This is a genomic window from Kribbella ginsengisoli (genome assembly GCF_039537185.1).
In the GTDB taxonomy this organism is placed as follows: domain Bacteria; phylum Actinomycetota; class Actinomycetes; order Propionibacteriales; family Kribbellaceae; genus Kribbella; species Kribbella koreensis.
Genome location: NZ_BAABAA010000013.1, coordinates 254,385 through 277,772, shown reverse-complemented (window position 1 = coordinate 277,772; position 23,388 = coordinate 254,385). Strand labels below are relative to the sequence as shown.

21 protein-coding genes are annotated in these 23,388 nt (G+C 67.9%); 3 read left to right on the top strand and 18 right to left on the bottom strand.

The window, feature by feature from the left end:
• Positions 1 to 11: 11 nt before the first annotated feature.
• The 11 genes from ABD768_RS34460 to ABD768_RS34410 form a co-directional block, all read right to left on the bottom strand.
• Positions 12 to 1,265: a 6-phospho-beta-glucosidase gene (locus ABD768_RS34460; protein WP_344847799.1), complete on the bottom strand. Its 1,254-nt coding sequence runs from the start codon at positions 1,263 to 1,265 to the stop codon at positions 12 to 14.
• Positions 1,262 to 2,164 carry a carbohydrate ABC transporter permease gene (locus ABD768_RS34455; RefSeq protein WP_343969316.1) on the bottom strand — a complete coding sequence of 301 codons (903 nt, stop codon included), beginning with the start codon at positions 2,162 to 2,164 and terminating at the stop codon, positions 1,262 to 1,264. Before ABD768_RS34455 ends, ABD768_RS34460 begins: the two co-directional genes overlap by 4 nt.
• Before the next feature lie 9 nt (positions 2,165 to 2,173).
• Positions 2,174 to 3,121 (bottom strand): carbohydrate ABC transporter permease, encoded by a 948-nt coding sequence (locus tag ABD768_RS34450; RefSeq protein WP_344847797.1) that lies wholly within the window; start codon positions 3,119 to 3,121, stop codon positions 2,174 to 2,176.
• Positions 3,121 to 4,449 carry an ABC transporter substrate-binding protein gene (locus tag ABD768_RS34445; protein ID WP_343969309.1) on the bottom strand — a complete coding sequence of 443 codons (1,329 nt, stop codon included), beginning with the start codon at positions 4,447 to 4,449 and terminating at the stop codon, positions 3,121 to 3,123. The genes ABD768_RS34450 and ABD768_RS34445 overlap by 1 nt, the downstream gene beginning before the upstream one ends.
• A 111-nt stretch (positions 4,450 to 4,560) precedes the next feature.
• Complete coding sequence (locus ABD768_RS34440) at positions 4,561 to 5,760, bottom strand: ROK family transcriptional regulator (RefSeq protein WP_343969305.1); 1,200 nt, start codon at positions 5,758 to 5,760, stop codon at positions 4,561 to 4,563.
• 663 nt (positions 5,761 to 6,423) lie between these two features.
• A complete protein-coding gene (locus tag ABD768_RS34435) occupies positions 6,424 to 7,101 on the bottom strand; it encodes a uracil-DNA glycosylase (RefSeq protein WP_344847794.1) in 678 nt (225 codons plus the stop codon).
• Positions 7,102 to 7,219: 118 nt separating this feature from the next.
• A complete protein-coding gene (locus tag ABD768_RS34430; RefSeq protein WP_344847792.1) occupies positions 7,220 to 7,669 on the bottom strand; it encodes a GNAT family N-acetyltransferase in 450 nt (149 codons plus the stop codon).
• Positions 7,670 to 7,737: 68 nt separating this feature from the next.
• Positions 7,738 to 8,265 carry a DUF1990 domain-containing protein gene (locus ABD768_RS34425; protein WP_343969296.1) on the bottom strand — a complete coding sequence of 176 codons (528 nt, stop codon included), beginning with the start codon at positions 8,263 to 8,265 and terminating at the stop codon, positions 7,738 to 7,740.
• Positions 8,243 to 9,070: a YndJ family protein gene (locus ABD768_RS34420; RefSeq protein WP_344847790.1), complete on the bottom strand. Its 828-nt coding sequence runs from the start codon at positions 9,068 to 9,070 to the stop codon at positions 8,243 to 8,245. Before ABD768_RS34420 ends, ABD768_RS34425 begins: the two co-directional genes overlap by 23 nt.
• A complete protein-coding gene (locus ABD768_RS34415; protein ID WP_343969291.1) occupies positions 9,070 to 10,083 on the bottom strand; it encodes an LCP family protein in 1,014 nt (337 codons plus the stop codon). The genes ABD768_RS34420 and ABD768_RS34415 overlap by 1 nt, the downstream gene beginning before the upstream one ends.
• Positions 10,084 to 10,176: 93 nt before the next feature.
• On the bottom strand, positions 10,177 to 10,980 hold the full coding sequence (locus ABD768_RS34410; RefSeq protein WP_344847787.1) for a helix-turn-helix transcriptional regulator: 804 nt from the start codon (positions 10,978 to 10,980) through the stop codon (positions 10,177 to 10,179).
• A 72-nt stretch (positions 10,981 to 11,052) separates the two neighbouring features.
• On the opposite strand from ABD768_RS34410, the gene ABD768_RS34405 reads away from it, so the two are divergent.
• Positions 11,053 to 11,862 (top strand): phytanoyl-CoA dioxygenase family protein, encoded by an 810-nt coding sequence (locus tag ABD768_RS34405; RefSeq protein WP_344847785.1) that lies wholly within the window; start codon positions 11,053 to 11,055, stop codon positions 11,860 to 11,862.
• Positions 11,863 to 11,963: 101 nt separating this feature from the next.
• The gene (locus ABD768_RS34400) at positions 11,964 to 12,257 is read left to right on the top strand and encodes an HU family DNA-binding protein (protein WP_343969282.1); all 294 of its coding nucleotides are present in this window, start codon (positions 11,964 to 11,966) and stop codon (positions 12,255 to 12,257) included.
• Here ABD768_RS34400 and ABD768_RS34395 read toward each other — a convergent pair whose 3' ends face one another.
• Positions 12,258 to 13,340, bottom strand: coding sequence for an SMP-30/gluconolactonase/LRE family protein (locus ABD768_RS34395; protein WP_344847783.1), 1,083 nt, complete (start codon positions 13,338 to 13,340; stop codon positions 12,258 to 12,260).
• Positions 13,341 to 13,508: 168 nt separating this feature from the next.
• Between ABD768_RS34395 and ABD768_RS34390 the strand changes: the two genes are divergently transcribed.
• The gene (locus ABD768_RS34390) at positions 13,509 to 15,464 is read left to right on the top strand and encodes a M13 family metallopeptidase (RefSeq protein ID WP_344847781.1); all 1,956 of its coding nucleotides are present in this window, start codon (positions 13,509 to 13,511) and stop codon (positions 15,462 to 15,464) included.
• 95 nt (positions 15,465 to 15,559) lie between these two features.
• On the opposite strand, the gene ABD768_RS34385 is transcribed toward ABD768_RS34390, so the two are convergent.
• The 6 genes from ABD768_RS34385 to ABD768_RS34360 all read right to left on the bottom strand — a co-directional run bounded on the left by ABD768_RS34385 (position 15,560) and on the right by ABD768_RS34360 (position 23,355).
• Positions 15,560 to 16,993, bottom strand: a complete 1,434-nt coding sequence (locus ABD768_RS34385; RefSeq protein ID WP_344847779.1) for an aminopeptidase P family protein — start codon at positions 16,991 to 16,993, stop codon at positions 15,560 to 15,562.
• 18 nt (positions 16,994 to 17,011) lie between these two features.
• Entirely contained in the window at positions 17,012 to 17,434 is a 423-nt protein-coding gene (gene panD / locus ABD768_RS34380; protein WP_344847777.1) for an aspartate 1-decarboxylase, read from the bottom strand.
• 55 nt (positions 17,435 to 17,489) lie between these two features.
• Positions 17,490 to 19,709 carry an MMPL family transporter gene (locus ABD768_RS34375; RefSeq protein ID WP_344847775.1) on the bottom strand — a complete coding sequence of 740 codons (2,220 nt, stop codon included), beginning with the start codon at positions 19,707 to 19,709 and terminating at the stop codon, positions 17,490 to 17,492.
• A gap of 81 nt (positions 19,710 to 19,790) precedes the next feature.
• On the bottom strand, positions 19,791 to 20,489 hold the full coding sequence (locus ABD768_RS34370) for a response regulator transcription factor (RefSeq protein ID WP_343969266.1): 699 nt from the start codon (positions 20,487 to 20,489) through the stop codon (positions 19,791 to 19,793).
• The gene (locus ABD768_RS34365) at positions 20,392 to 21,681 is read right to left on the bottom strand and encodes a sensor histidine kinase (RefSeq protein ID WP_344847772.1); all 1,290 of its coding nucleotides are present in this window, start codon (positions 21,679 to 21,681) and stop codon (positions 20,392 to 20,394) included. Before ABD768_RS34365 ends, ABD768_RS34370 begins: the two co-directional genes overlap by 98 nt.
• Positions 21,682 to 21,765: 84 nt before the next feature.
• Positions 21,766 to 23,355 carry an alpha/beta hydrolase gene (locus tag ABD768_RS34360; protein WP_344847770.1) on the bottom strand — a complete coding sequence of 530 codons (1,590 nt, stop codon included), beginning with the start codon at positions 23,353 to 23,355 and terminating at the stop codon, positions 21,766 to 21,768.
• Positions 23,356 to 23,388 lie beyond the last annotated feature (33 nt).

The window sequence follows — 23,388 nt, the reverse complement described above, 5'->3', positions numbered from 1 at the left end:
GTCAGTCATGGTCACGCCCACGGCAGGTACTCGCGGTTGTGCGCGAGCAGCTTGTCGGTGAGCTGGTTTGCGTACTCGATCTGCCCGATCAGCGGATGCGCCAGCAGTGCGTTGAACACCCGCTCCGCACCGCCCTTCAGAGCCGCTTCGAGAGCAAGATTCTCGTACGCCGTGACGTTGGCGACCAGCCCCGCGTACAACGGCTCGAGGGGCGAGATCGGCAACGGCGTCGTACCGGATGCCCCTACCGTCGCAGGCACCTCGATCACCGCGTCATCTGGGAGGAACGGCAACGCGCCGTTGTTCAACGTGTTGACCACCTGCACGTCACCGGTGTCGTTCAGCAGCGAGGACGCCAAGGCGACAGCGGCTTCCGAGTAGTAGGCACCACCACGTTGCTCGAGCAGCGCAGGCTTCTCGTCCAGCGTGGGATCGGCATACAGGTCGAGCAGTTCCTTCTCGATCGCCGCGACCTCGGACGCCCGCGACGGCTTGTCCAGCATCTCGCGGACGACCTCGTCGTGCGCGTAGAAGTAGCGCAGGTAGTACGACGGTACGACTCCCAGCGACAGCAGCAACTCGGCCGGCAGCTTGATCTCCGCGGCCAGCTCGGCCGAGTGGGCCGCGAGCAGCTTGGGCAGGACGTTCTCCCCATTGACCCGGACACCGCGCTCCCAGGTCAGGTGGTTCAGCCCGACGTGGTCCAGTGCGACCTCTTCGGGCTTCACCCCGAGCATCCCGGCGAACTTCCGCTGGAACCCGATCGCCACGTTGCACAGCCCAACGGCCTTGTGGCCCTCGGACAGCAGGGCCCGGGTGACGATCCCGACCGGGTTGGTGAAGTCGATGATCCACGCGTCCGGGTTGGTACGCCGGACCCGCTCGGCGATGTCCAGTACGACGGGAACCGTCCGCAGCGCCTTCGCGAGGCCGCCCGCGCCGGTCGTCTCCTGCCCGACGCAACCGCATTCGAGCGGCCAGGACTCGTCCTGACCACGCGCCGCCTGCCCGCCGACGCGCAGCTGCAGCAGGACGGCGTCCGCCCCCTCGATCCCTTCGTCCAGGTTCGACGTGGTGACGATCTTGCCCGGATGCCCTTGTTTCGCGAAGATCCGCTCGGCCAGCCCGCCGACCAGCGCGAGCCGGTCGGCCGCCGGGTCGACGAGGACCAGTTCCGACACCGGCAGCGAGTCGCGCAGCCGGGCGAATCCGTCGATGAGTTCAGGCGTGTAGGTGGATCCGCCACCGACGACTGTGAGTTTCAACCTTTGACCCCTGTGAGTGTGACGCCTTCGATGAAGGCCTTTTGGGCGAAGAAGAACAAGATGATCACCGGCGCCATCACCAGCAGGGTCGCTGCCATGGTGAGGTTCCAGTTGGTGTGGTGGGCGCCCTTGAAGGATTCCAGGCCGTAGCTCAGCGTCCAGGCGGCCGGGTTCTCGGAGGCGTAGATCTGCGGTCCGAAGTAGTCGTTCCAGCAGTAGAAGAACTGGAACAGCGCGACCGCCGCGATGGCCGGCTTGGCCATCGGCAGGATGACCCGGACCAGCGCCCGGAAGTCACCGCAGCCGTCCACCTTGGCCGCGTCCACGTACTCCTTGGGAATCGTCAGCAGGAACTGCCGCAGCAAGAAGATCGAGAACGCGTCGGTGAAGGCCAGCGGGATGATCAGCGGCCACAGCGTCCCGGACAGGTGCAGTTGCTTGGCCCAGAACAGGTACATCGGCACGATCACGACCTGCGGCGGCAGCATCATCGTCGAGATGACCAGCATCATCGCCAGGTTGCGGCCGCGGAACTTGAAGCGGGCCAGGGCGTACGCGACCGGGATGCTCGACACCAAGGTGAGCACTGTGCCGAGTACGGCGTACACGAGGGTGTTCTTCCACCAGGTCAGGAAGCCCGGGGTCTCCCACACCGTGCGCAGGTTCTCCCAGTGCCACGAGTCCGGCCACAGGTCGCGGGTCAGCGCCTGCTGGTCGCTCATCAGCGCGGTCAGGAAGACGAACACGAACGGCAGCACGAAGAACAGCGCCGCCGCGATCGCCAGCGTGTGCACCGCGACCCAGTTCAGGAACCTGGTACGCCGGGCCTCGCGGCCCGCCGTGGTCAGCCCAGGAGTGGAAGCCGGGGAGTCAACCCGGGATGTCGTCAATGTACTCATGCAGGCCTCCTAGTCGTCCGTGGCCAGGAAGCCACTGCCGCGGCGCATCAGGAACGCCGTGAACACCATCGCCAGCACGAACAGCACCAGCGCGATCACCGAGGCGCCACCGGTGTCGAACCGCTGGAAGCCCAGGTTGTAGACCAGCTGCGGCAACGTCAGCGTCGACTTCTCCGGATAGCCGGGTTCGAACTGTTGCCCCGAGCCACCGATCACCCCGCTTGCGACTTTCCCGGCGATCAGTGGCTGGGTGTAGTACTGCATGGTCTGGATCACGCCGGTGATCACCGCGAACAGCACGATCGGCTGGATGTTCGGCAGCGTGACGTGGCGGAACCGCTTCCACGCCCCGGCGCCGTCCAGCGAGGCCGCCTCGTACTGCTCCATCGGCACGTCGAGCAGCGAGGCCATGAAGATGACCATCAGGTCGCCGATGCCCCAGATCGTCAGCAGGGTCAGGGCCGGCTTCGACCAGGCCGGATCGTTGAACCACCCTGGTTGCGGCAACCCGATCTTGCCCAGGATGTTGTTGATCGGTCCGGTGCCCGGGTTGAGCAGGAACGCGAACGCCATCGTCGCGGCCACCGGCGGCGCCAGGTACGGCAGGTAGAACAGAGTCCGGAAGATCCCGGCCCCGGTCTTGACCTTGGTGATCAGCAGGCCGATACCGAGCCCGAAGACGACCCGCAGGGTGACCATCACGATCACCAGCCAGAGCGTGTTGCGCAGGGCCGGCCAGAAGAACGGGTAGTCGGTGAAGACGTACTTCCAGTTCTTCAGGCCGGTCCAGACCGGCGGGGTGAAGCCGTCGTACTTCATGAAGCTGAAGTAGACGGTCGAGATCAGCGGGTACAGGAAGAAGACGCTGACCCCGATCAGCCACGGGGAGAGGAAGGCGAGGTTGCGCAGCCGCTCGCGACGGCGCTTGTCCCTGAGCCCTACCGAGATGGTCGCCATCACTTCGCCTGCGCGATGTCCTTGTCGATCTGGGCGTCGGTCTTCGCCAGACCAGCGGCCAGATCGGTTTGCTTGCCGGCCTCGAAGGCGTAGCCGAAGTCCTGCAGGGTGAGCTGGTAGGCGCCACCGTTCGGGCTGGCCGGCGTGGTGCTGCTCTTCGCGTGCTGGGCGATCTCGAGGAAGACCTTGAAGTTGTCGTCGGCCACCAGCTTGGGCGACTTGAGTGCGTCCAGCGTGGACGGCACGTTGTGGATGGCGTTGGCGAAGTTGACCACGGCGTCGGTATCGGTGGTCATGTACTTGACCAGCTCCCAGGCTGCGTTCTGCTTCTCGCTGGTGTTCGCGATCCCGATGATGGTGCCGGACAGGTAGCCCTTGCCATAGGTGTCGGCCTGGTCGTCGGGGACGGGGAACGGCGCGACGCCGATGTCGAACTTCACGCCGGCTTCCTTGGCCATCCCGAGCCGCCACTCACCGTCGATCGACATCGCGACCTGGCCGGTGTGGAAGGGGTTCTTGGCGCCGAACTCGTCGCCGAAGGTTGCCCGGTACTTCTCCAGCTTGGCGAAGCCGCCGAGCTCCTTGACCAGGTTGGACTGCCAGGTGAGCATCTTGCCGAACGCCGGGTCGGCCGCCAGGTTCGACTTGCCGTCGGCGGTGAAGTACGTCGGGTTCCACTGCGCGGCGAAGTGCGTGGTGGTCGACTCGAAGCCGTGGAAGTTCGGCATGAAGCCGAGCTGGGAGAAGGAGTCACCCTTCGCCTTGGTCAGCTTCTTCGCGTCCGCGTCGAACTCCGACAGCGTCTTCGGCGGGCCGGCGATCCCGGCCGCCTTGAACGCGTCCTTGTTGTAGTACAGGCCGTACGCGTCGTTGAGCAGCGGCAGCGTGCAGCGCTTGCCCTCGAACTGGGTGTAGTCCTGCAGCGGCTTCGGGAAGGTCTTGTCCAGGTCGACGCCGGACTTGTCCAGGAACGGCTTCAGGTCCGCGAACACGTTCGAGGCGCAGAAGGTGCCGACGTTGTCGGTGGTGAACGAGGAGACCACGTCCGGCGAGTTCGGGCCGCCCGCGCGCAGCGCCTGCTTGATCTTGTCGTCGTTGATGTTGCCGACGACCTTCACGTGGATGTTCGGGTGGGCGGTCTCGAACGCCTTCACGTTCGCGGCGATCGCGGCCACCTCGCTGGGCGCGCTCCAGCCGTGCCAGAAGGTGATCGTGGTGTCCTTGGTGGCGTCGTCGCTCGCCTTGGGGGCGCTCGACGTACCGGTGCACGCGGTACCGAGCAGCGCGATCGCCGCCGCGGCGATCACTGCTTTGTGGACTCGACGCATTTTCCGTTTCTCCTGATCCTGGGTGGAGCCGAACTGCATTTTGGGTGTACGGATCCACCGGGCCAGGTGGGTGTTCCCGGTCCGGGGATGTGTGTGGCGGTGGTCTCGGCGCTAGTCGGCACTGCCTCCGGTCGTCGTGCCGGCAGTGTCGAAGACAGCGTCGCGGGTGTAGCTCAGGGCGGACTGGAGGGCGCCGGACAGCACCGGGTCGGTGTTGATGGCGGTCATCAGCAGCCGCGGCCGCGGTACGGCGAGCTCGGCCAGCTCGTCCTGGATCAGGCCGCGCAGCCGCTCGCCGCCGGCGGTGATGACGCCACCGGCGAGCACGATCAGTTCGGGGTCGACGACGGAGACGATCGCGGCCAGGCCGACCGCCAGCCGGTGCGCGAACTCGTTGAGGACCGTGTCGCCGGCGCCGGGTGTCTGCAGGGCGACGGTGATGGCGGCTTCCGGCGTACGGGCCTTGAGGCCGTTGGCGCGGGCCAGCTCGAGGACGGGTTCGCCACCGGCGAGTTCCTGGAAGCCACCGGCGTTGTTGCGGCCGACGTTGCGGACCAGCGGCGTGCCGGGCAGGGGCATGAAGGCGACCTCACCGGCGCCGCCGGTCGCGCCGCGGACGAGGTGGCCCCCGATCACTATCGCGGCACCGATGCCCTCGTCGCCCCAGAGCATGACGAAGTTGTCGCTGCTGTTCGCGTGCCCGACCTGCTGCTCGGCGACCGCGGCCAGGTTGACGTCGTTCTCGACCTCCAGCGGTACTGCGATCGCCGCGGCGAGCTCGTCGAGCAGGTGCGGCGCGTGCCAGCCGGGGAGGTGCGTCGCGTACCGCAGGCGGCCGGTCGTCGGGTCGAAACCACCGGGGGTGCCGATCGAGACGCGGTGCAGGCGGTCGCGGGTCAGCCCGGCCTCGCCGAGCGCGCCGTCGATGGTCTTGACCACCCGCTCGACCGTGCCCTTGGCGCTGCGGCCAGGGGTGGGCAGCTCGTAGCGGCCGACCACCTTGCCGGTCAGGTCGGCGACGGCGGAGCGAATCCGGGTCGGGGTGACGTCCAGGCCGGCGACGTAGGCGATGCCGCCGTTGATCTCGTACAGCTGGGCGTTGGGGCCCGGGCGGCCGGCGCTCGTGCCACTGGCCCGGACCAGGCCGGCGCTCTCCAGCCGGGCGAGCAGCTGGGAGGCGGTCGGCTTGGACAGGCCGGTGAGGTTGCCGAGGGTCGTTCGCGACAGCGGGCCCTGCGCGAGCAGCAGGTCGAGGGCGGCGCGGTCGTTCATCGCGCGGAGCAGGCGGGGAGTACCGGGTGTGCTGGCCATGTGCTAACCCTGCCCTTCCTTCGCTCTCGCGTCGCCGAACCACGCTGCTGGATGCTCGTCGAGATCAACTGTTAGGAAAGTTTCCTATTACCGCCAGACCGTACGGGTGCGCTGTGGCAGGTGTCAATCGATCGACGGTCACGGGTTGCTTCTGGCTCAAGTCAGGGTTGGCTTACTTGTCAGCGGAGTAGGCGGGGGAAGGGCTTTCCGTGGAGTTCACAGCAGGCCGGCCGATGCGCCGGGCGATCGGCCGGCTGGAGCCGCTGCTGATCGCCACATCCGATGCAGAGAAGGCTTCCCTGGTACTACGTGCCGCCTCGCTCGGCTTTGCCGGTACTACTGCGCTAGCGGTCGCCGACACCACGGCGCTTGCGACCGACCTGGTTGGTGGACTGCGGACGTTGCGTGGGATCGGGGCGCAGCACAACGCTGCTGAGCGCTCGGGTACAGCGGGCAGGTGTTTGCCATGGCGTGTGCGTCGGCCGAGCGGCTGGCCTCGGTGCTCAGGTCGCCGTTCGAGATCGCTACTGGTACCTCTACCGCTTTAGACCCTCGTGCGCCCCTGCTGGCTTTGCGGGAAGTCAGCGGAGTCAGGCACGCATGACGAACTGCTGGCTGTAGGTGGTCGCTACAGCCAGCTCTGGCACAGCTGGACAGGTACCTCTAGGGAAGGCGCCAGTCGATAGGAGTGCCGCCCTGCTCGATGAGCAGTTGGTTGACCCGGCTGAACGGCTTGGAGCCGAAGAAGCCGCGGTCGGCGGACATCGGGCTGGGGTGGGCGCTCTCGATGTACGGCGTACTGCCGAGCATCGGCTTGAGCGTCTGCGCGTCCCGGCCCCACAGGATCGCCACGAGCGGGCCGCCACGCTTCACGAGCGCGTGGATGGCCTGCTCGGTCACGGCCTCCCAGCCCTTGCCCTTGTGCGAGGCGGACTTGCCCGGCTGCACGGTGAGCACCCTGTTGAGCATCAGCACGCCCTGCTCGGCCCACGGCGTCAGATCCCCGTTGCTGGGAGCCGGTACGCCGACGTCGGCCATCAGTTCGCGGTAGATGTTCTGCAGGCTGCGCGGGATCGGGCGCACATCCGGTGCCACCGAGAAGCTCAGCCCGACCGGGTGCCCGGGCGTCGGGTAGGGGTCCTGGCCGACGATCAGCACCTTCACATCGTTCAGTGGCTGGTTGAAGGCGCGCAGTACGTTCTCGCCGGCCGGCAGATACGGGCGCCCGGCCGCGATCTCCCCGCGCAGGAACTCACCCATCCGCGACACGGTCTCCTCGACCGGAGCCAACGCCTCGGCCCAGTCGGCCGCCACCAGATCATTCAATGCCTTGGGACTCACCCGGACATGATGTCACCCATTGTTCGCGTGTCGGTCAGGCCGTTGGCCGATCTGTCCCGGTAAAAATATGCCCGGCCCCGCAAAAGGTATGAGCTCTTGCGGGGCCTTTGCGTTGCCGTCAGGCGGTCTGCCAGCCGAAGTTGAGGGAGTGGCTGGTCGGGTGCTGGCGGTTGTAGAAGCGGTGCGCGTCGGTCCGGGCGGTCCCCGAGTCGAGCTCCAGGTGCGTAGCTCCGTGGTCTTTGGCCCACCTGCGGGCAGCTGTCAGCAGGGCCGCGCCGGTGCCTTGGGACCGATGGCCGGGGTCGACGGCCAGGTCCTCGACCCAGCAACGCTGACCGAATCGGACCGACTCCAGGTCGAGGTACGTCGTCGCGAATCCGACGATCGTTTCACCGTCCACCGCGACCAGTACTCCGCTGCGCGGCCCGGCGATGGTCCGCTCCAGCCGCTCGGCCGCCACGACGGGATGCCAGTCGGCCGGCTTCGTACCGGGTGGTGCGAAGAGCCAGGCATAGGCATCGACCAGTTCCGGGATGTCGGCGTCGGTAGCTGCGCGCACGTTGCTCATGCTGTCGACCCTAGGGAACTGGTCGCCTCCGGCGGCAGATCCAATCCGCCACCGGTCCACCAGTCCACTCAGTGCTTGTTGGCGAGGCGCTCCACGGCCTTGGCGTACTGCTTGGCTACTTGGAGTTGGGCGGCTCGGGTGATGGGGCCGCCCAGGCGGCTGTACCAGGTGGCGGGGCGGCTGTAGGCGAGGATTGTGTAGTAGATGCCGTCTGGTTCGCGGGTGACGACCAGGGACTCCTCGCCTGCTTGCGGGTGCCCTTGCAGAGTGCCGTAGGCGAAGCCGGTGCGGTCGGGCTCGTCTACGACCCACACCACTCGGCAGGGGACGGGCAGGCCGACAGAGCCGACTCCCAGCCGGCCGAGTGAGTTCGTACCGATCACCAGGGGAGTGTCCGTGGCGATGACGTGGATGCCGGCCGCGGCGTGGGCCTTCCAGGTCATCACCGCCTCGCCTGCCCGGCGGAACACCTCGTCGCCGGTGCCGATGCGGTGGCGGTACTCGAGCCGGTGGTAGCCGGGTGGGGTCTCGGGCTGCGCTGTCGACCCGACCACGTCGTAGCTGAACCGCTTGTCACGCAGGTCGTCGAGCTTCATCCCACTCCTTCAGCCGGCGCCAGGCCAGCAGTCCGCACAAGGCGAAGCCGAGCGCGTTCGCCACCCCATGTGTAGCAACCATCCAGCGCAATGGCAGGTACGGCGTCGCCACCACATGCCCCAGTGCCCAGCTGAGCGCCAGCAGCATCGTCACCATCAGAGTCCCAGCCGACAGGATCAGCAGCACCTTGGTACTACGCTCCGCCGCCCGCGACCTCCGCCACATCGTCCACCCGACCAGCCACATCCCTGCGGTCAGTACTACAGCCCCGGCCAGCTCGACCGGGTCGCCAAGGAAGAACCCCAGCAACACGATCCCGGTACCCAGCGGGACACTGATCGCCGCAGCCGTCGCCGTCTTCGCACTAGTCGACTCCACGACCAGACAGGCGACCAGAGCCGCGGCAAAGCCGGCGAAGTGGAAGTGGGCGACCGTCAGCGAGAGCACAGTGAGACTGAAGCCGAACAACTTGTACGACGAGCGCTCGGCGACCAGTGCGAGTGCAGCGATCGCCGGTGTCGCCAGTGCGGTGTAGAGGGCGATCTCCCTGGCCCGCAGGCGTTTCCGGCTGATTAGGTCGTTGGCAGCCAGTAAGGCGAGCACTAGCGTGCCGACCAGGTAGATGCTCGCCAGGGTGATGGACAGCGGACCGCGGCCGAGCCAGAGGGAGATGACCCCAGGCACGGCCGCGACCGGCCACCAGCGACGGACCGTAGTACCGCCATCGATCTTCACGAGGCTGAGCCCGAGCGGCACGATCACGAGCATGCCCAGGCTCACCACCAAGTGGACCAGTGTGAGCACTACGTGCTCTTGAGACCAGTGGTCTTGTCTTCCTTCAGGGCGTTGAAGAGGGCGGTCGCCTTCTTGTTGTCCCACTTCACGGCCGAGCCGTTCGGGGTGCTGAGGTTGGTGTCCGAGACCGGCACGGTGAGGGTGACGCCGCTACCGCCGGCCGAGACCGCCTTCATCCCGCGGGCGAACTTGAGCAGGGTGAGCGGGCCCATGTCGCTGTCGATGGTGAGTGCCTCGGCGCCCGCGGTGCTCAGCTTGTAGAAGCGGAACGGGTTCAGGAAGGTGCCCGGGCCGACGGCCTTGCCGGCGATCGCGCCGATCATCTCGCGCTGCCGCTGGACCCGGCCGAGGTCGCCGAGCGGATCGAAGTGCCGGGCCCGGACGTAGCCGAGCGCGTTCGGGCCGTTCAGGTCCTGACAGCCGGCCGGCAGGTCGATGTGTGCCTTGTCGTCTTTGATTGCCTTGGGCAAGCACATGTTGATCCCGCCGACCGCGTCGACGATCGAGGCGAAGCCGCCGAAACCGATCTCGACGTAGTGGTCGACGCGCAGGCCGGTGACACCCTCGACGGTCTGGATCAGCAACTTCGGGCCACCGAACGCGAACGCGGCGTTGATTTTGTTCTTGCCGTGGCCTGGGATCGGGACGTAGCTGTCCCGCGGCAGGCTGACCAGCGCGGTCGGGCCGGACTCCGGCACGTGCAGCAACATGATCGAGTCGGTCCGCTGCCCGGCCGCGTTGCCGGTGTGCAGTTTGGCGCGCTCGGCCCGGGACAATCCCTCGCGGCCGTCCGACCCGACCAGCAGGTACGTCGTACCGGAGGTGTCTGCCGGGCGTTCACCGGACGGCATCACATCGACCTTGTTGATCTTGCCCCAGGCGAGCAGCGGGATGCAGATCAGGCTCAGCACGAACAGCAGGACGATCAGTCCGATGATCCGGGCGAACCAGTTGCGCCGCTTCTTGGGTCGCACGGGCGGCCGGCTGACATAGCGCGGGTCGATGGACTCGGAATGGCTCATGGCACGACGCTATCGGGATCCGGGGCTGTCATGCGTCAGCCGGTAGAACGGTCTTGACGAATACTTTCAGACCGGACCGGGCCGTAGCGTCGATCAAAAGGATGATCTTGGGCAGGAGATCGAACCAATCCGCCGGAACGTGCGCGGCGCTTGGCCGACGCGGGCGCTGAACAGCCGGCTGAAGTACGCGGGGTCGTCGTAGCCGACCTCACGGGCGATCACTGCGACGGGGAGGTCGGATTCGGCCAGCAGGGCCTTCGCCTGGTTCATCCGGGTGGTCAAGATCACCTCCTGTGGCGTAGTACCGGACGCGCTCCGGGTTGCGGCTCTCAGGTCATCGACGGTCACTCCTAGCGCTTCGGCGTATTGCGGGATCGACAGTGGGCGGCAGGCGATGGCTCTGAGTTGGGCCACCAGCTCGTTGCCTGGTTCGTCTTGGGCAGCGGTTGCTATGAGGTCGTAGAGGGCTGCAGTCGCTTGTACTTCGCTGGTCTGGGCTACTCGGAGCAGCTTGGCGAAGGATCGTTGTATCGGGCGGGGGTCGGCGTACCGGCGTACGGGACGGTCTGGGGTCAGGTGACCTAGGTGGGTGAGGGCGTTGGTCGCAGTACCGCTGAAGAGGACCCAGGACTGGCGCCACTGGGTGGCAGGGCGGTAGCCGTGCAGTACGCCGGGGAAGAGCCAGAGGAGCGCAGGGGCCTCTACTGCGTGGAGTGTGCGTTCAGGGCCGTGCAGTAGGTGGCCTCTGCCCTGGTGGAGGAAGACGGCGGCGTGGCAGCCGAGGGCGCGCTCCGGAGGTTGGCCCGGCGGGTTGCGCTGGGTGCCGACGCCCAGACAGAAGAGTCCAAGTTGTCTCTCGGTCTGTCCTGGGGTCAAGTAGATCGACCAATCGTCCATGGCTACAAGAGTCCAAGAAGTACTCGTTGCAGTCCATTCCGGCGGGCGGTCGCTCGCGGGTGCAATGGTGCGGTGCTGACTTCTAATGGGTATGTGTTGCCGCCTGAGCGGCTTGGGGTGCTGGCGGAGGTGCCGCGGCGGGAGCGCGGAGACCGGGAGGCGTTGCGGAAGCGGCTGGCGCGGGATGGGTATCTGTTCCTGCGTGGGTTGCTCGATCCGGCTGCGGTGCTGGACTTCCGGCGCTACTACTTCGAGGCGACGGGGGTGGCTGACAGTCGCGGCGTACCGGCTGAGGTGGAGCGGGGTGAGCTTCGGCGGGTGCTGTTCAGCGAGGTGGTGCCGGGGGCGGCGTACGGGGCTTTCTGCGCGCAGCCGGCGTTGCGGGGGTGGTACGAGTGGTTCCTGGGTGGGGAGACGTTCCTGCACCGGCGCAAGATCATCCGGCACATCGCACCTGGCGAGGCGGGCATCGGTACGGCGACGCAGGCGCACTACGACCTCGTCTACCTCCGCGAGGGCACTGACCAGGTGCTGTCTGCATGGATCCCGCTAGGCGACTGCCCTGTCTCTCTGGGCGGTCTCACCTACCTGGAGGGCAGCCACCACCGGGTACTACGGGAGGAGGCGGCCGGAACGCTCAAGCGGCCCGCGGCATCGATCACTGCCGACCTGCCTGGCCTAGCCGAGTCGTACGACTCTCGCTGGCTGGTCGCCGACTACGAGGCCGGCGATGTGGTCATCCATACGGCCCACACGGTCCACGCCGCGCTGGACAACGTGTCGTCGACGATGCGGCTCTCGACCGACATCCGCTACCAACTGGCGGACGCTCCCATCGACGCCCGCTGGCAGTCCGATTGGCACGATCGCGACGGTCTCTAGGACCTGGTTTGCGCGGGATTTCCCCAGAATCTGAGATCACTCTCGCTAACGACATTCATTTCGGTTAAGGTTTTCAGGACCGACCAAGTCTGAGGAGAACCGTGAACCGCAACGAGCTGGTCGCCGGCGTGGCGACGAAGGCGGGCATCCCGCGCAACCAGGCCGAGAAGGTGCTCGACGCGCTGGGCGACGTCGTCACCGAGGCCGTGCACAAGGGGGACAAGGTCTCGCTGACCGGCCTGCTGAGCATCGAGCGGGTGATGCGCGCGCCCCGCACCGGCCGCAATCCGCAGACCGGCGAGCCGCTCTCGATCCCGGCCGCGTACTCCGTCCGGCTGTCGTGCGGAAGCCGCCTCAAGGCTGCTGCCCGGGGCGACCTCCGCACCGTCTCCTGATCAGCGCTGGACGGCTGTCGCCCAGTACTCCGTTGTGGGGGTCGGCGGAGTACTGAACCGGGCGTTCGGCAGGTAGATCCGCGAGCCGTAGAACGCCATCGTGGTCGGCACGTCGAAGTCGGCGCTGGTGATCTCCCTGACCAGCCGGCCCTTGCTGCCGGAGCTGTCGAGGTCTAGTACCGCGATCTTGTTGAGCCGGTTCTGTGCGACGTACAGGGTGTGGTTCGACCGCAGTAGTCCGTCGCCGGCCGTCAGCACCGTGGTGCCGAGGTCGATACGCCGGGTGACGCCGGTGCGCGAGTCCACCCGGAACAGGAAGCCGGTCGCGGACTGCACGATGATCAGGTTGCGCCCGTCCGGCGTGAGCGAGATGCCGTTGGCGTTGAGGTTGACCGGATCGTGCACGTAGTCGCCGCTGAGCGGGATCGTCTGCACGGCCGCCTGGCTGGGCAGCTTGCCGTTGCGGCCGAGCGGGACCTTGTAGATGGCCTGCTGACGCGAGTCGGTGAACCAGGCGGCGTCCTTGCCCAGGATGACGTCGTTGACGAAGGTGTTCGCTGAGGTGGTGAAGGCATAGCCGGCCAGCACGGTGCCGGACTGGGTGTCGATCACCCGGCCGTTGCCACCGGTCCCGCCGGCCACGAAGAGACGGCCGCGCTGGTCGAGCTTCATGCCCAGCGAGGGGGTTCCCGGGCCCTGGACGATCACGGTGCCCTCGCCGGTACGCAGGCCGGCGGCGTAGATGTCGCCGTCGAGGCGCGAGCCGAAGTACGCGGTACCGGTGTGGTCGATCGCGATGCCCTCGGGCTGGAAGCCGGCGGGCAGGTCGATGCGCTTGGGGTAGGTGGCAGCGGCTCGCGACGCGGCTGCCTCGGCCACCGCGTTGGCGGGGTTGACGCCGAAGTGGATGTGGTCGCAGAGGCCGTCGTCCAGGAAGGTGCTGGAGGTCTGCTGTTTGACGGCCGTGGTGGCAGCGGGCGTGCCGGTGACCGCGGAGGCGGTGAGGCTGCCGAGGATCAGAAGTGGGAGGCCGACAGTGGTGGCGAGCGCGCGGCCGAGGTGTCTGGGGTGGGGACGTGACATGGCGGAGTGTCCTCCTGGTCGATAGACCGTTCCTTCAACACTAGGGACACGGGCGGCGGCGCTGAACAGTTCAAGGCTGTTGATAACTTTCCCAGCGCTTGCGGGCCAACAGGTAATGTCACTGTGAGTGGCTCAGGCCGGAGCCGGCAGCGAAGGAGCGGGGCAAGAATGACAGCAGGGATCGACAGCTCGGATCTGTCCACGACGGTCCGGCCGCAGGACGACCTGTACCGGTATGCGAACGGACCATGGCTGGACCGCACCGAGATCCCCGCGGACAAGGCGATCTACGGCGCTTTCCACGCGCTGCTGGACGACGCCGAGCGGGACGTCCGGGCGATCGTCGAGAAGACCGCGGCCGCGGCGCAACCGGCCGGCAGTGAGGCGCGCAAGATCGGCGACCTGTTCAACAGCTTCATGGACACCGAGACGATCGAGCGGCTCGGCGCCGAGCCGATCGCCGACCAGCTCGACCTGGTGGCCTCGGTCAAGGACGTCGACGGCCTGGTCGCCGCGCTCGGCAAGCTCGAGCTGCAGGGCGTGCCTGGTGTCTTCTACTACGGCGCGGACATCAACGCGAAGAAGTCCGACGAGTACATCATCTACACCAGCCAGGGCGGCATCAGCCTGCCGGACGAGTCGTACTACCGCGAGGACAACTTCGCCGACATCAGGACGGCGTACGTCGCACACCTCGGCCGGATGCTGGAGCTGGCCGGACTGCCCGATCCCGCGGGGGCAGCTGAGCGGATCATGGCGCTCGAGACCCGGCTGGCCGCTGGGCACTGGGACAACGTGCGCAACCGCGACGTCACCGCGACGTACAACAAGGTCGACCGGGCCGGGCTCGAGGAGCTCACCCCTGGGTTCGACTGGGCGGGCTGGCTGTCCAACGCCGGTGTGCCCGAGTCGGCGTTCGCGCAGCTGGTTGTACGCCAGCCGGACTATCTGACGGCCGCCGCCGCGGCACTGCAGGAGATCGACCTCGAGCAGTGGAAGGAGTGGCTGAGCTGGCGCATCGTGCACGCGGCTGCGCCGCTGCTGAGCAAGGCCTTCGTGGACGAGAACTTCGAGTTCTATGGCAAGACGCTGACCGGTGCGCCGGAGCTGCGCGAGCGGTGGAAGCGCGGACTGGGCGTGGTCGACTCCGCACTGGGTGAGGCCGTCGGCCAGCTGTATGTCGCCGAGCATTTCCCGCCGGCCGCGAAGGCGCGGATGGTCGAGCTGGTCGGTCACCTGGTCGAGGCCTACCGGCAGCGGATCGAGGCGCTCGACTGGATGAGCCCCGAGACGCGGCAGCGGGCGCTGGACAAGCTGGGGTCCTTCACGCCGAAGATCGGCTACCCGGACAAGTGGAAGGACTACAGCGGCCTGGAGATCAAGGCCGACGACCTGGTCGGCAACGTCCGCCGCTCGGTCGCGGTGGAGACCGCAAGGGACCTGGCCAAGCTCGGCCAGCCGATCGACCGGACCGAGTGGCTGATGACGCCGCAGACGGTGAACGCGTACTACAACCCGCGGATGAACGAGATCGTCTTCCCGGCCGCGATCCTGCACCCGCCGTTCTTCGACATCGACGCCGACGACGCGGTGAACTACGGCTCGATCGGCGCGGTGATCGGGCACGAGATCGGTCACGGCTTCGACGACCAGGGCTCGAAGTACGACGGCGCCGGCAACCTGGTCGACTGGTGGACCGACGCCGACCGGGCCGCCTTCGAGCAGCGCACGGCGAAGCTGGTCGCGCAGTACAACGCGCTCGAGCCGACGGACGCGCCCGGCCACAAGGTCAACGGCGAGCTCACCCTGGGTGAGAACATCGGCGACCTGGGCGGCCTGTCGATCGCCTACGTCGCGTACACGCTGTCGCTGGGTGGTGGCGAGGAGCCTGCTCCGATCGACGGCCTCACCGGCTCGCAACGCTTCTTCCTCGCCTGGGCGCTTGGCTGGTCCAGCAAGGCGCGTGAGGCGGAGGCCATCCGCCGCCTGGCGATCGACCCGCACTCCCCGCCGGAGTTCCGCTGCAACGCGGTCGTCCGCAACATCGACGCCTTCCACGAAGCCTTCGCCATCAAGCCGTCCGACGGCATGTGGCTGTCCCCCGAGGACCGCGTCCGACCTTGAACACGTTATTTCTTGTTCAAGGTCGCCGCTTGGTGTTCAAGGTCGCGACTTCGTGTCCGAGGTCGCTGCTTCCTGGCGGGGTGCCGGGTTGCTGGTCAGCCGGCCATCCAGGCCTGGATGGCGTCGATCTCGCGGGGCATGGCGTCGGAGAGGTTTTCGGTGCCGTTGGCGGTGATGAGGATGTCGTCTTCGATCCGGATGCCGATGCCTCGGAGGTCTTCGGGGACCGTCAGGTCTTCGGCTTGGAAGTAGAGGCCTGGTTCGACCGTGAGGACGTAGCCGGCTTCGACGTTGCCCTTGTTGTACTTCTCGTTGCGGGCGGCGGCGCAGTCGTGCACGTCGATGCCGAGCATGTGGCTGACTCCGTGCAAGGTGTAGCGCTGGTAGATGCCGCTGCTCGGGTCGAGGGCCTCGTCGGCGCTGACCGGCAGCAGCTCCATCGCCTCCAGCCCGCGCACGATGACCTCCATCGCGGCGTTGTGGCCGGAGCGGAACGGCACACCGGGCTTGAGCGCCGCGATGCCGGCGTTCTGCGAGTCCAGGACCAGCTGGTAGAGCTCGCGCTGGCGTGGGGTGAACTCGCCGTTGACCGGCAGCGTGCGGGTGATGTCCGCGGTGTAGAGGTTGCGGTTCTCAACGCCCATGTCGAGCAGCATCAGCGTGCCGTCGGTGACCGGGCCGTCGTTCTCGATCCAGTGCAGCGTGGTCGCGTGCGGTCCGGCGGCCGCGATCGAGGTGTAGCCGACGTCGTTGCCCTCCGCGCGGGCCCGGCGCCAGAAGGTGCCCTCGATCCAGCGCTCGCCGTACTTGCGGACCGACGCCATGTCGGCCAGCACGTCGGAGAAGCCGCGGTGGGTGATCGCGCACGCCTCGCGCAGCTGCTCGATCTCGAACGCGTCCTTGACCAGCCGCAGCTCGGACAACACGTTGGCGAGCTCGCCGTCGCGGTCCTCGTCCGTCTTCGCGCCGCTGAGCAGTGAGCTGATCGAGCTCTCCTCGCCGCGCCGGACGCGGGTCGGGACATCGCTCTTCAGGACGTCGGCGAGCGCGTCGACGTGCCGGGTCTCGATCCCGAACTCCTTCGACGTCTCGGTCAGCGACGGGCGCCGGCCGGCCCACAGCTCGCCGTACATCCGGTCGCGCCAGAACTCCTCGCCCTCGCTGCGGTCCGCGCGGGGCCGGAAGTACAGCACCGAGTCGTGGCCGCTGGTTCCGTTGGGCTCCAGCACCAGGACGGCGTCCGAGGTCTGGTCGCCGACCAGCCAGACGTAGTCGGTGTGCGGGCGGAATGCGTAGTCGGTGTCGTTGGAGCGGACCTTGTAGGTGCCGGCCGGGATCACCAGCCGCTCACCGGGGAACGCCTGCGACAGGGCGTCGCGGCGCTTCGCCGCCCAGGTGCCGACGTCGCTGAGAGTGACGTCGTCACGCTCGATCGAGCCCCAGCCCGAGTTCATGAACTCGCGCAGCTTCTCGCCGGACGGGGTGTCGTGGCTGGCGGTCTTGGGGGTCTTGTCCGTGCTCTCGCTCATCGTCGAGCCATCCTCATCTCAGCGCGCGGTGTGCAGTTGGTCGCCGCGGAGCGTGCTGCTGTCCGGCAGCACCTCGGCGGGGTCCGAGCCGATGCGGGTGATCGCATTGTGCTCGTCCACGAAGACTACGCTCGGCCGGAGGGTCTTCGCCTCCGCGGTGTCGACCATCCCGTAGGCGATCAGGATGACCAGATCGCCGGGGTGGATGAGGTGCGCGGCGGCCCCGTTGATGCCGACGATGCCGGTGTCGCGGGGGCCTTCGATCAGGTACGTGGTCAGCCGGTTGCCGTTGGTGATGTCGACGATGTCGACCTGCTCACCGGGCAGCAGATCCGCCGCTTCCATCAGCGTCGCGTCCAGCGTGCACGACCCGACATAGTCGAGGTCGGCCTGGGTGACGGTGGCCCGGTGGACCTTGGACTTCATCATCGAGCGCAACATGCCGCTCATCATCCAGGCCCACCCCATCACTGTCAGTGGCCACCGTCACCTACGCCTAGTGGGATGCCAGTTCTGGCTCCCGGGCCGGTACCTCGGGCTCGAGGGTGTGACGGAGTTTCTCGCCCTCGACGTCTACGTCCGGCAGTAGGCGGTCGAGCCAGCGGGGGAGGTACCAGGCTGAGCGGCCGAGCAGGGCCATGACGGCGGGGACGATGGTCATTCGGACGATGAAGGCGTCGATGGCTACCGCTACGGCCAGGCCGAAGCCGATCTCCCGGACCAAGGTCTCGCTGGAGAGGATGAAGCCGGAGAAGACGGCGATCATGATGATCGCGGCGGCCGTGACGACGCGGGCACTGTGGCTGAAGCCGTCGACGACCGAGGTCCTCGGAGTTGCTCCGCGGACGTGTTCCTCGCGCATCCGGGTGACCAGGAAGACCTGGTAGTCCATCGCGAGGCCGAACACGATGCCGACCAGGAAGACGGGCAGCATGCTGATGATCGGGCCGGTCTGGCCTTCGATCCCGAGTACGCCGGCGAACCAGCCCCACTGGAAGACCGCGACCACGGCGCCGAAGGTCGCCGCGACCGTGAGCAGGAAGCCGAGCGTCGCCTTCAACGGCACGAGCACCGAACGGAACACCAGCATCAGCAGGATGAACGCCAGCCCGACGATCAACGACAGATAGGGCAGCAGCGCGCCGCTCAGCTTGGCGGAGATGTCGATGTTGAAGGCGGTCGCGCCGGTCACCGACGCCTGGGAGCCGCCGACCGACGGGAGGTCCCTGATCGCCTGGACCAGCGCTTTGGTCTCAGGGGTGGCCGGGCCGCTGGCCGGGATCACCGTCATCAACGCGGTGTCGCCCTGCGGGTTGAAGCTCGGTGGTGTCACCACGGCGACGTCCGGAAGCTTGCGTACTGCGTCCGCGGTACCTGCCGCCGCGGCCTTCGGGTCGGCGGAGCCGGCCGCGTCGACCACGATCATCAGCGGCCCGTTGAATCCCGGGCCGAAGCCTTCCGAGAGAAGCTCATAAGCCTTGCGCTGCGTGGAGGCAGGCGCGGCGGTGCTGTCATCGGGTAGACCGAGCTCGAGTTGGGTCGCCGGAATCGCCAGCGCGCCGAGCCCGATCACCGTCACCAACAGAACAGCCACCGGTCGGCGAGTGACGAACCCGACCCACCGCCGACCGGCCGAAGGCTTGCGGGTCGCGCCCACCGAGTCGCCGCTGGCACTCTCCGGATCGCCGCCGCGGAGGCCGGGGATCTTGCCGCCGAGGACTCGGCGGCCGGCCATGCCGAGGACGGCGGGAAGCAGGGTGAGGGCGATGGCTACGGCGATGACGACCGTGAAGGCGGCCGCGAGGCCCATCTGGGTCAGGAACGGGATGTCCACCACGAACAGGCCGCCCAGCGCGATCACGACCGTCAGGCCGGCGAAGACGACGGCCGAGCCCGCGGTGCCGACTGCCCGGCCGACCGCTTCCTCTGGTTCCAGACCCGCGCCGAGCTCGTGCCGGTAGCGCGACATGATGAACAACGCGTAGTCGATCGAGACGGCCAGCCCGATCATCACGGCGAGGATCGGGGTGCCGGAGCCGATGTCGATGAAACCGGTCGCCGCGGTGATCGCGGTGGCGCCGATCCCGACCCCGATGATTGCCGAAAGCAACGGAAGTCCGGCGGCCACCAGTGAGCCGAAGGTGATCAGCAGGACCACCGCGGCCACCCCGATGCCGATCACCTCGGTCGCGCTCTGCGCCTGCTGGACCTGCATCGCGTCACCGCCGTACTCAACGGTGAGGCCGCCCGCTCTGGCCGGGCCCACGGCGTCGGCCACCGCTTCCTGGGCCTCCGGAGTCACCTCCTGGGAGGGCACCTTGTAGGCGACAGAGGCGTAGCCGATCCGCCCGTCGGGCGAGATCGCCTTGGCGGCGAAGGGATCCACCACCCCGGCCACCTGCGAACCAGTGCCGATCTCGGCGAGGGTCTCCTTCACCAGCGCGGCATTGGCCGGATCGGCGAGCTTCCCGCCCGGCGGCGCCTGGAAGACGATTCGCGCCGTACCTCCGTCCGCGCCCGCCTGCGGGAACCGTTCGTCGAGCAGATCGATCGCCCGCTGCGACTCGGTGCCGGGGATGGAGAATCCGTTGGCGGTCGGACCGGACAGTGTGGCCGCGCCGGTGATGCCGGCGGCGAGCAGCCCCAGCCAGATGAACACGACGAGTCGGCGGCGCCGGAACGCGAACCGGCCGAGGCGATAGAGGTAGGTAGCCATGCTGACGATCGTTCCGTCCGGACCGTGTAGTCCGCGTCCGATGGCTGCGGGCTCTCTGCCGTACTGCGCCCGCCGTACTCCCTACTGCAGCGGCTGTACGCCGGGTTGCTCGACTGCTCCGGACCGGACCAACCCGGACCGGTACGCGATCACCACGAGCTGGGCCCGGTCGCGCGCGTCGAGCTTCATCATCGCGCGGTTCACGTGCGTCTTGGCGGTCAGCGGTGAGAGCACCAGCTGATCGGCGATCTCCTCGTTGGACAGCCCGAGCGCCACCAGCCCGACCACCTCGCGCTCCCGATCGGTGAGCACGTCCAGCTCGGTCGAGTCCGCGCCTGAGGACAGCTCCGGCTGGGCCAGGAAGCGATTCATCAACCCACGCAGGGCTTTCGGCGACAGCAACGCGTCACCGCGGGCGATCGTGTGGATCGCGGCGATCAGCTCCTCCGGCTCGGCGCCCTTGCCGAGGAACCCGCTCGCGCCGGCCCGGATCGCCTCGAAGACGTACTCGTCGACCTCGAAGGTGGTCAGGATCAGCACCTTCACCCCGGCCAGCGACTCGTCGGCGGTGAGCTGCCGGGTCGCGGCCAGACCGTCGAGCTCGGGCATCCGGATGTCCATCAGGATCACGTCCGCCCGCTCGCTGCGGGCCAGTTCGAGCGCCTGCCGGCCGTTCTCGGCCTCAGCAACGACCTCTAAGTCCGGCGCTGAGTTCACCAGCACCCGGAACCCGCTCCGGATCAGCTTCTGATCGTCGGCCAGCAGTACCCGGATCGTCACCAGTTGCTCCAGTTTCCAGAGGAAGGACGGCACGAACGCGGAAGCCGCCGTGCGGTTGCGGACCGGCGGTCAGCTGGCCGCCGACGGCCGTGACGCGCTCTCGCATGCCCAGCAGGCCGTGCCCGGATGCGGGCGGACCGGCAGCGCCACCGGCGTCCTGGTACGGCGTACCGGGGCGGCCGCCGTCGTCGGTGACCTCGATCGTCAGCGAGCCGCGCCGTTGCTCGAACCGGACCCGGACGACGGCGCCAGGGGCATGTTTGACCACGTTGGTGAGGGACTCCTGCAGGATGCGATAGGTGGTCAGCTCGAGGACATCCGGGAGCGATTCGGGCACGGGCGGCTGCCAGTCGATGGTGATTCCGGCCGCGGTGGACGACTCGATCAGCGCACTCAGCTCCTGCAGGGAGGGGGTGGGAGCGGTCGGCAACGAGTCGAGGCCGGAGCGGCGCAGTACGCCGAGCAGCACGGTCAGCTCCTGCAGCACCGTCCGGCCCCCGTCGCGGACCAGAGCGAGGGCCTTCTCGGCCTCCTCCGGTTGCTCGCGGAGCAGGTGGGAGGCGACGCCGGCCTGCACGTTCATCAAGGCGATGTGGTGGGCGATCACGTCGTGCAACTCGTGCGCGATCCGCAACCGCTCCTCGATCACCCGGCGCTCGGCCTCCTCCTCGCGGGACTGTTCGGCCCGCAAGACTCTGTCTTCCAGCTCGTCCAGATAGGCGCGGCGGTAGCGCACCGCCTCACCGATCGCGGCGGCGAACAGGACGAAGATCGCGACCGAGAGGTTCGCCAGCAGGTCGCCGTCGGTGAACAGCCCGGCCGTGGCGACCATCACCACGACGACCGTGATGCACGCGATCGACCGGGTCCGCCGGCTCTTCTGGATCACCACGGTGTAGATCGCGCAGGCCAGCGCGAGACCGATCGGGCTCTTCACCTCGGCGTAGGCCGCGTAGCCGATCGTCGCCAGCGTGCTGATCGTCAGCGCGACCAGCGGAAACCGCCGGCGGAAGGCCAGCGGCAGGCAGGCGATCAGGATCAGGATCGTGCCGGTGACGGTCAGGGGGATCTGGGTGCCCTCGTGGCGGGTGCCCGGTTGCAGCAGGTTGATGGCGATCAGGAACAGCACGATGGCGTGGTCGTACGCCATCGGATGACCCTTGAACCGGGTCTGCCACGGACTTGCTGCCATTCCCTCACTCTACGTGCGCACGGCCGGCGGACGCGTCGTCCACCGGCCGTATCCACGCTGTACTGCGTACGCAGTACGGGAAAGCTACTGAATCGCGCTGCGGAGGTCCGGCCTGGCGTCGACACCTGCTGCCACGGCGGCCGGGGTCGGCACCGGCAGCGGGTGCCCGGCGACCGAGATGTCCGTGCTCGGCAGCTCACCGGTGAGCAGGTACTTCGTGCCGATCGCGTTCACAGCCGGGTTGACCGCGGCGCGGGGGTTGCTGAAGACGCAGTGCTTGCCGGAATCCTGCTCGGTGACCAGGACGGAGCTCGGCAGGGCCTTGTGCATCTTGAGCGCACCCGCGTACGGCGTCGCCGGATCGCCGATGGTGTTGAAGAGCAGGATGCCCGGCAGGTGCTTGCCGGTGAGCTTGACCCGGCCGGGGCCGGCGACGCCCCAGCTCTGGCAGGCGCTGCCGCTGGTCCAGATGTTGTACCAGGCGAACTGGCTGGTCCGGGCGAGCTTGGCGGCGTCGTGCTCGTACGTCGATCGGCGCCGCGACCACTCGGAGTCGACGCAGATGACCGAGTTGAAGATCGCGTTGGCCTGCTCGCTGTCGGCGCTCAGGTCGGGCGCGGCGAAGTCGGCCAGCATGCTGTCGTCACCGCCGACGGCGTATGCGCTGATCGCCTGGGTGAACGGGATCCAGCCCGACTCGGAGAACATGACGCCGTACGCGGTGCCGATCAGCTCGCTGCCGCCCACGGAGCCGCGGGGGGTGGTGCGGAAGTCGGTGAGGGTCTTGGTCCAGGCGGCCCGGACGGTCGCGACGTCCTTGCCGAGATGGAAGACGTCGTCGTACTTGGCCACCCAGGGCAGGTAGCTCTCGTCGAACCGCTTCTGCAGCGCCGCGGACTGGGTCAGCCCGGCCTGGTACCACATGTCCTTGGGGGCAGGGTCGATGTTGCCGTCGAGGATCATCCGGCCGACCCGCTGCGGGAACAGTTGCCCGTAGACGGCGCCGAGGTAGGTGCCGTACGAATAGCCGAGATAGTTGAGCTTCTGCTCGCCGAGCGCCGCGCGGATCATGTCCATGTCCCGGGCGACGTCGACCGTGCCGAGGTGCGGGAGGACCGTCTTGTTCTTGGCGTAGCACTGCTTCGCATAGCTGCTCCACAGCCTCCACAACTCGGTCCGGCTCGCCTTGGCGTCCGGGTCCGGCTGGGGTGCGCCGAAGTGATCGGGAGCGGCGCAGCTGACGGGCGAGCTCTGCCAGACTCCGCGCGGATCGAACCCGATGATGTCGTAGCTGTCCAGGACCGCGGCGTCGAGCCGGGTGAAGCCGGTGGCGTCCGGTTTGGACAGCGACCCGGCGAGGGCCGCGCCGCTGCCGCCCGGGCCGCCCGGGTTCACGACCAGGGAGCCGATCCGCTTCGCCGGGTTGCCGGCCGCGTGCCTGGTGACCAGCACCGAAAGGGTGGCGCCGTGCGGACGGGTGTAGTCCAGGGGGACCGGGAGGGTGGCACAGGTGAGGGCCGGGTACCGCGTCGAGATCTCGGCCGGGCAGGCGCCGAAGACCAGGGCCTGCGGGTGCTTGCCCTCGGCAACTGCCGGGGCGGCGGCGACGGAGGGCACGGCGGGAGCGACGAGGGCCAGGGTGGCGGTGGCGACCAGGGCCACGCGGAGACGCATCGGCGAACTACCTCCAGGAGGAGTGGACGGGGT

What these genes read in the sequence shown, in the direction of transcription:
- ABD768_RS34455 (WP_343969316.1), bottom strand. Translation starts at nt 2,164, where the DNA reads ATGAGTACATTGACGACATCCCGGGTTGACTCCCCGGCTTCCACTCCT.
- ABD768_RS34450 (WP_344847797.1), bottom strand. Translation starts at nt 3,121, where the DNA reads ATGGCGACCATCTCGGTAGGGCTCAGGGACAAGCGCCGTCGCGAGCGG.
- ABD768_RS34445 (WP_343969309.1), bottom strand. Translation starts at nt 4,449, where the DNA reads ATGCGTCGAGTCCACAAAGCAGTGATCGCCGCGGCGGCGATCGCGCTG.
- ABD768_RS34440 (WP_343969305.1), bottom strand. Translation starts at nt 5,760, where the DNA reads ATGGCCAGCACACCCGGTACTCCCCGCCTGCTCCGCGCGATGAACGAC.
- ABD768_RS34430 (WP_344847792.1), bottom strand. Translation starts at nt 7,669, where the DNA reads ATGAGCAACGTGCGCGCAGCTACCGACGCCGACATCCCGGAACTGGTC.
- ABD768_RS34425 (WP_343969296.1), bottom strand. Translation starts at nt 8,265, where the DNA reads ATGAAGCTCGACGACCTGCGTGACAAGCGGTTCAGCTACGACGTGGTC.
- ABD768_RS34415 (WP_343969291.1), bottom strand. Translation starts at nt 10,083, where the DNA reads ATGAGCCATTCCGAGTCCATCGACCCGCGCTATGTCAGCCGGCCGCCC.
- ABD768_RS34410 (WP_344847787.1), bottom strand. Translation starts at nt 10,980, where the DNA reads ATGGACGATTGGTCGATCTACTTGACCCCAGGACAGACCGAGAGACAA.
- ABD768_RS34395 (WP_344847783.1), bottom strand. Translation starts at nt 13,340, where the DNA reads ATGTCACGTCCCCACCCCAGACACCTCGGCCGCGCGCTCGCCACCACT.
- ABD768_RS34390 (WP_344847781.1), top strand. Translation starts at nt 13,509, where the DNA reads ATGACAGCAGGGATCGACAGCTCGGATCTGTCCACGACGGTCCGGCCG.
- ABD768_RS34385 (WP_344847779.1), bottom strand. Translation starts at nt 16,993, where the DNA reads ATGAGCGAGAGCACGGACAAGACCCCCAAGACCGCCAGCCACGACACC.
- panD (WP_344847777.1), bottom strand. Translation starts at nt 17,434, where the DNA reads ATGTTGCGCTCGATGATGAAGTCCAAGGTCCACCGGGCCACCGTCACC.
- ABD768_RS34375 (WP_344847775.1), bottom strand. Translation starts at nt 19,709, where the DNA reads ATGGCTACCTACCTCTATCGCCTCGGCCGGTTCGCGTTCCGGCGCCGC.
- ABD768_RS34365 (WP_344847772.1), bottom strand. Translation starts at nt 21,681, where the DNA reads ATGGCAGCAAGTCCGTGGCAGACCCGGTTCAAGGGTCATCCGATGGCG.
- ABD768_RS34360 (WP_344847770.1), bottom strand. Translation starts at nt 23,355, where the DNA reads ATGCGTCTCCGCGTGGCCCTGGTCGCCACCGCCACCCTGGCCCTCGTC.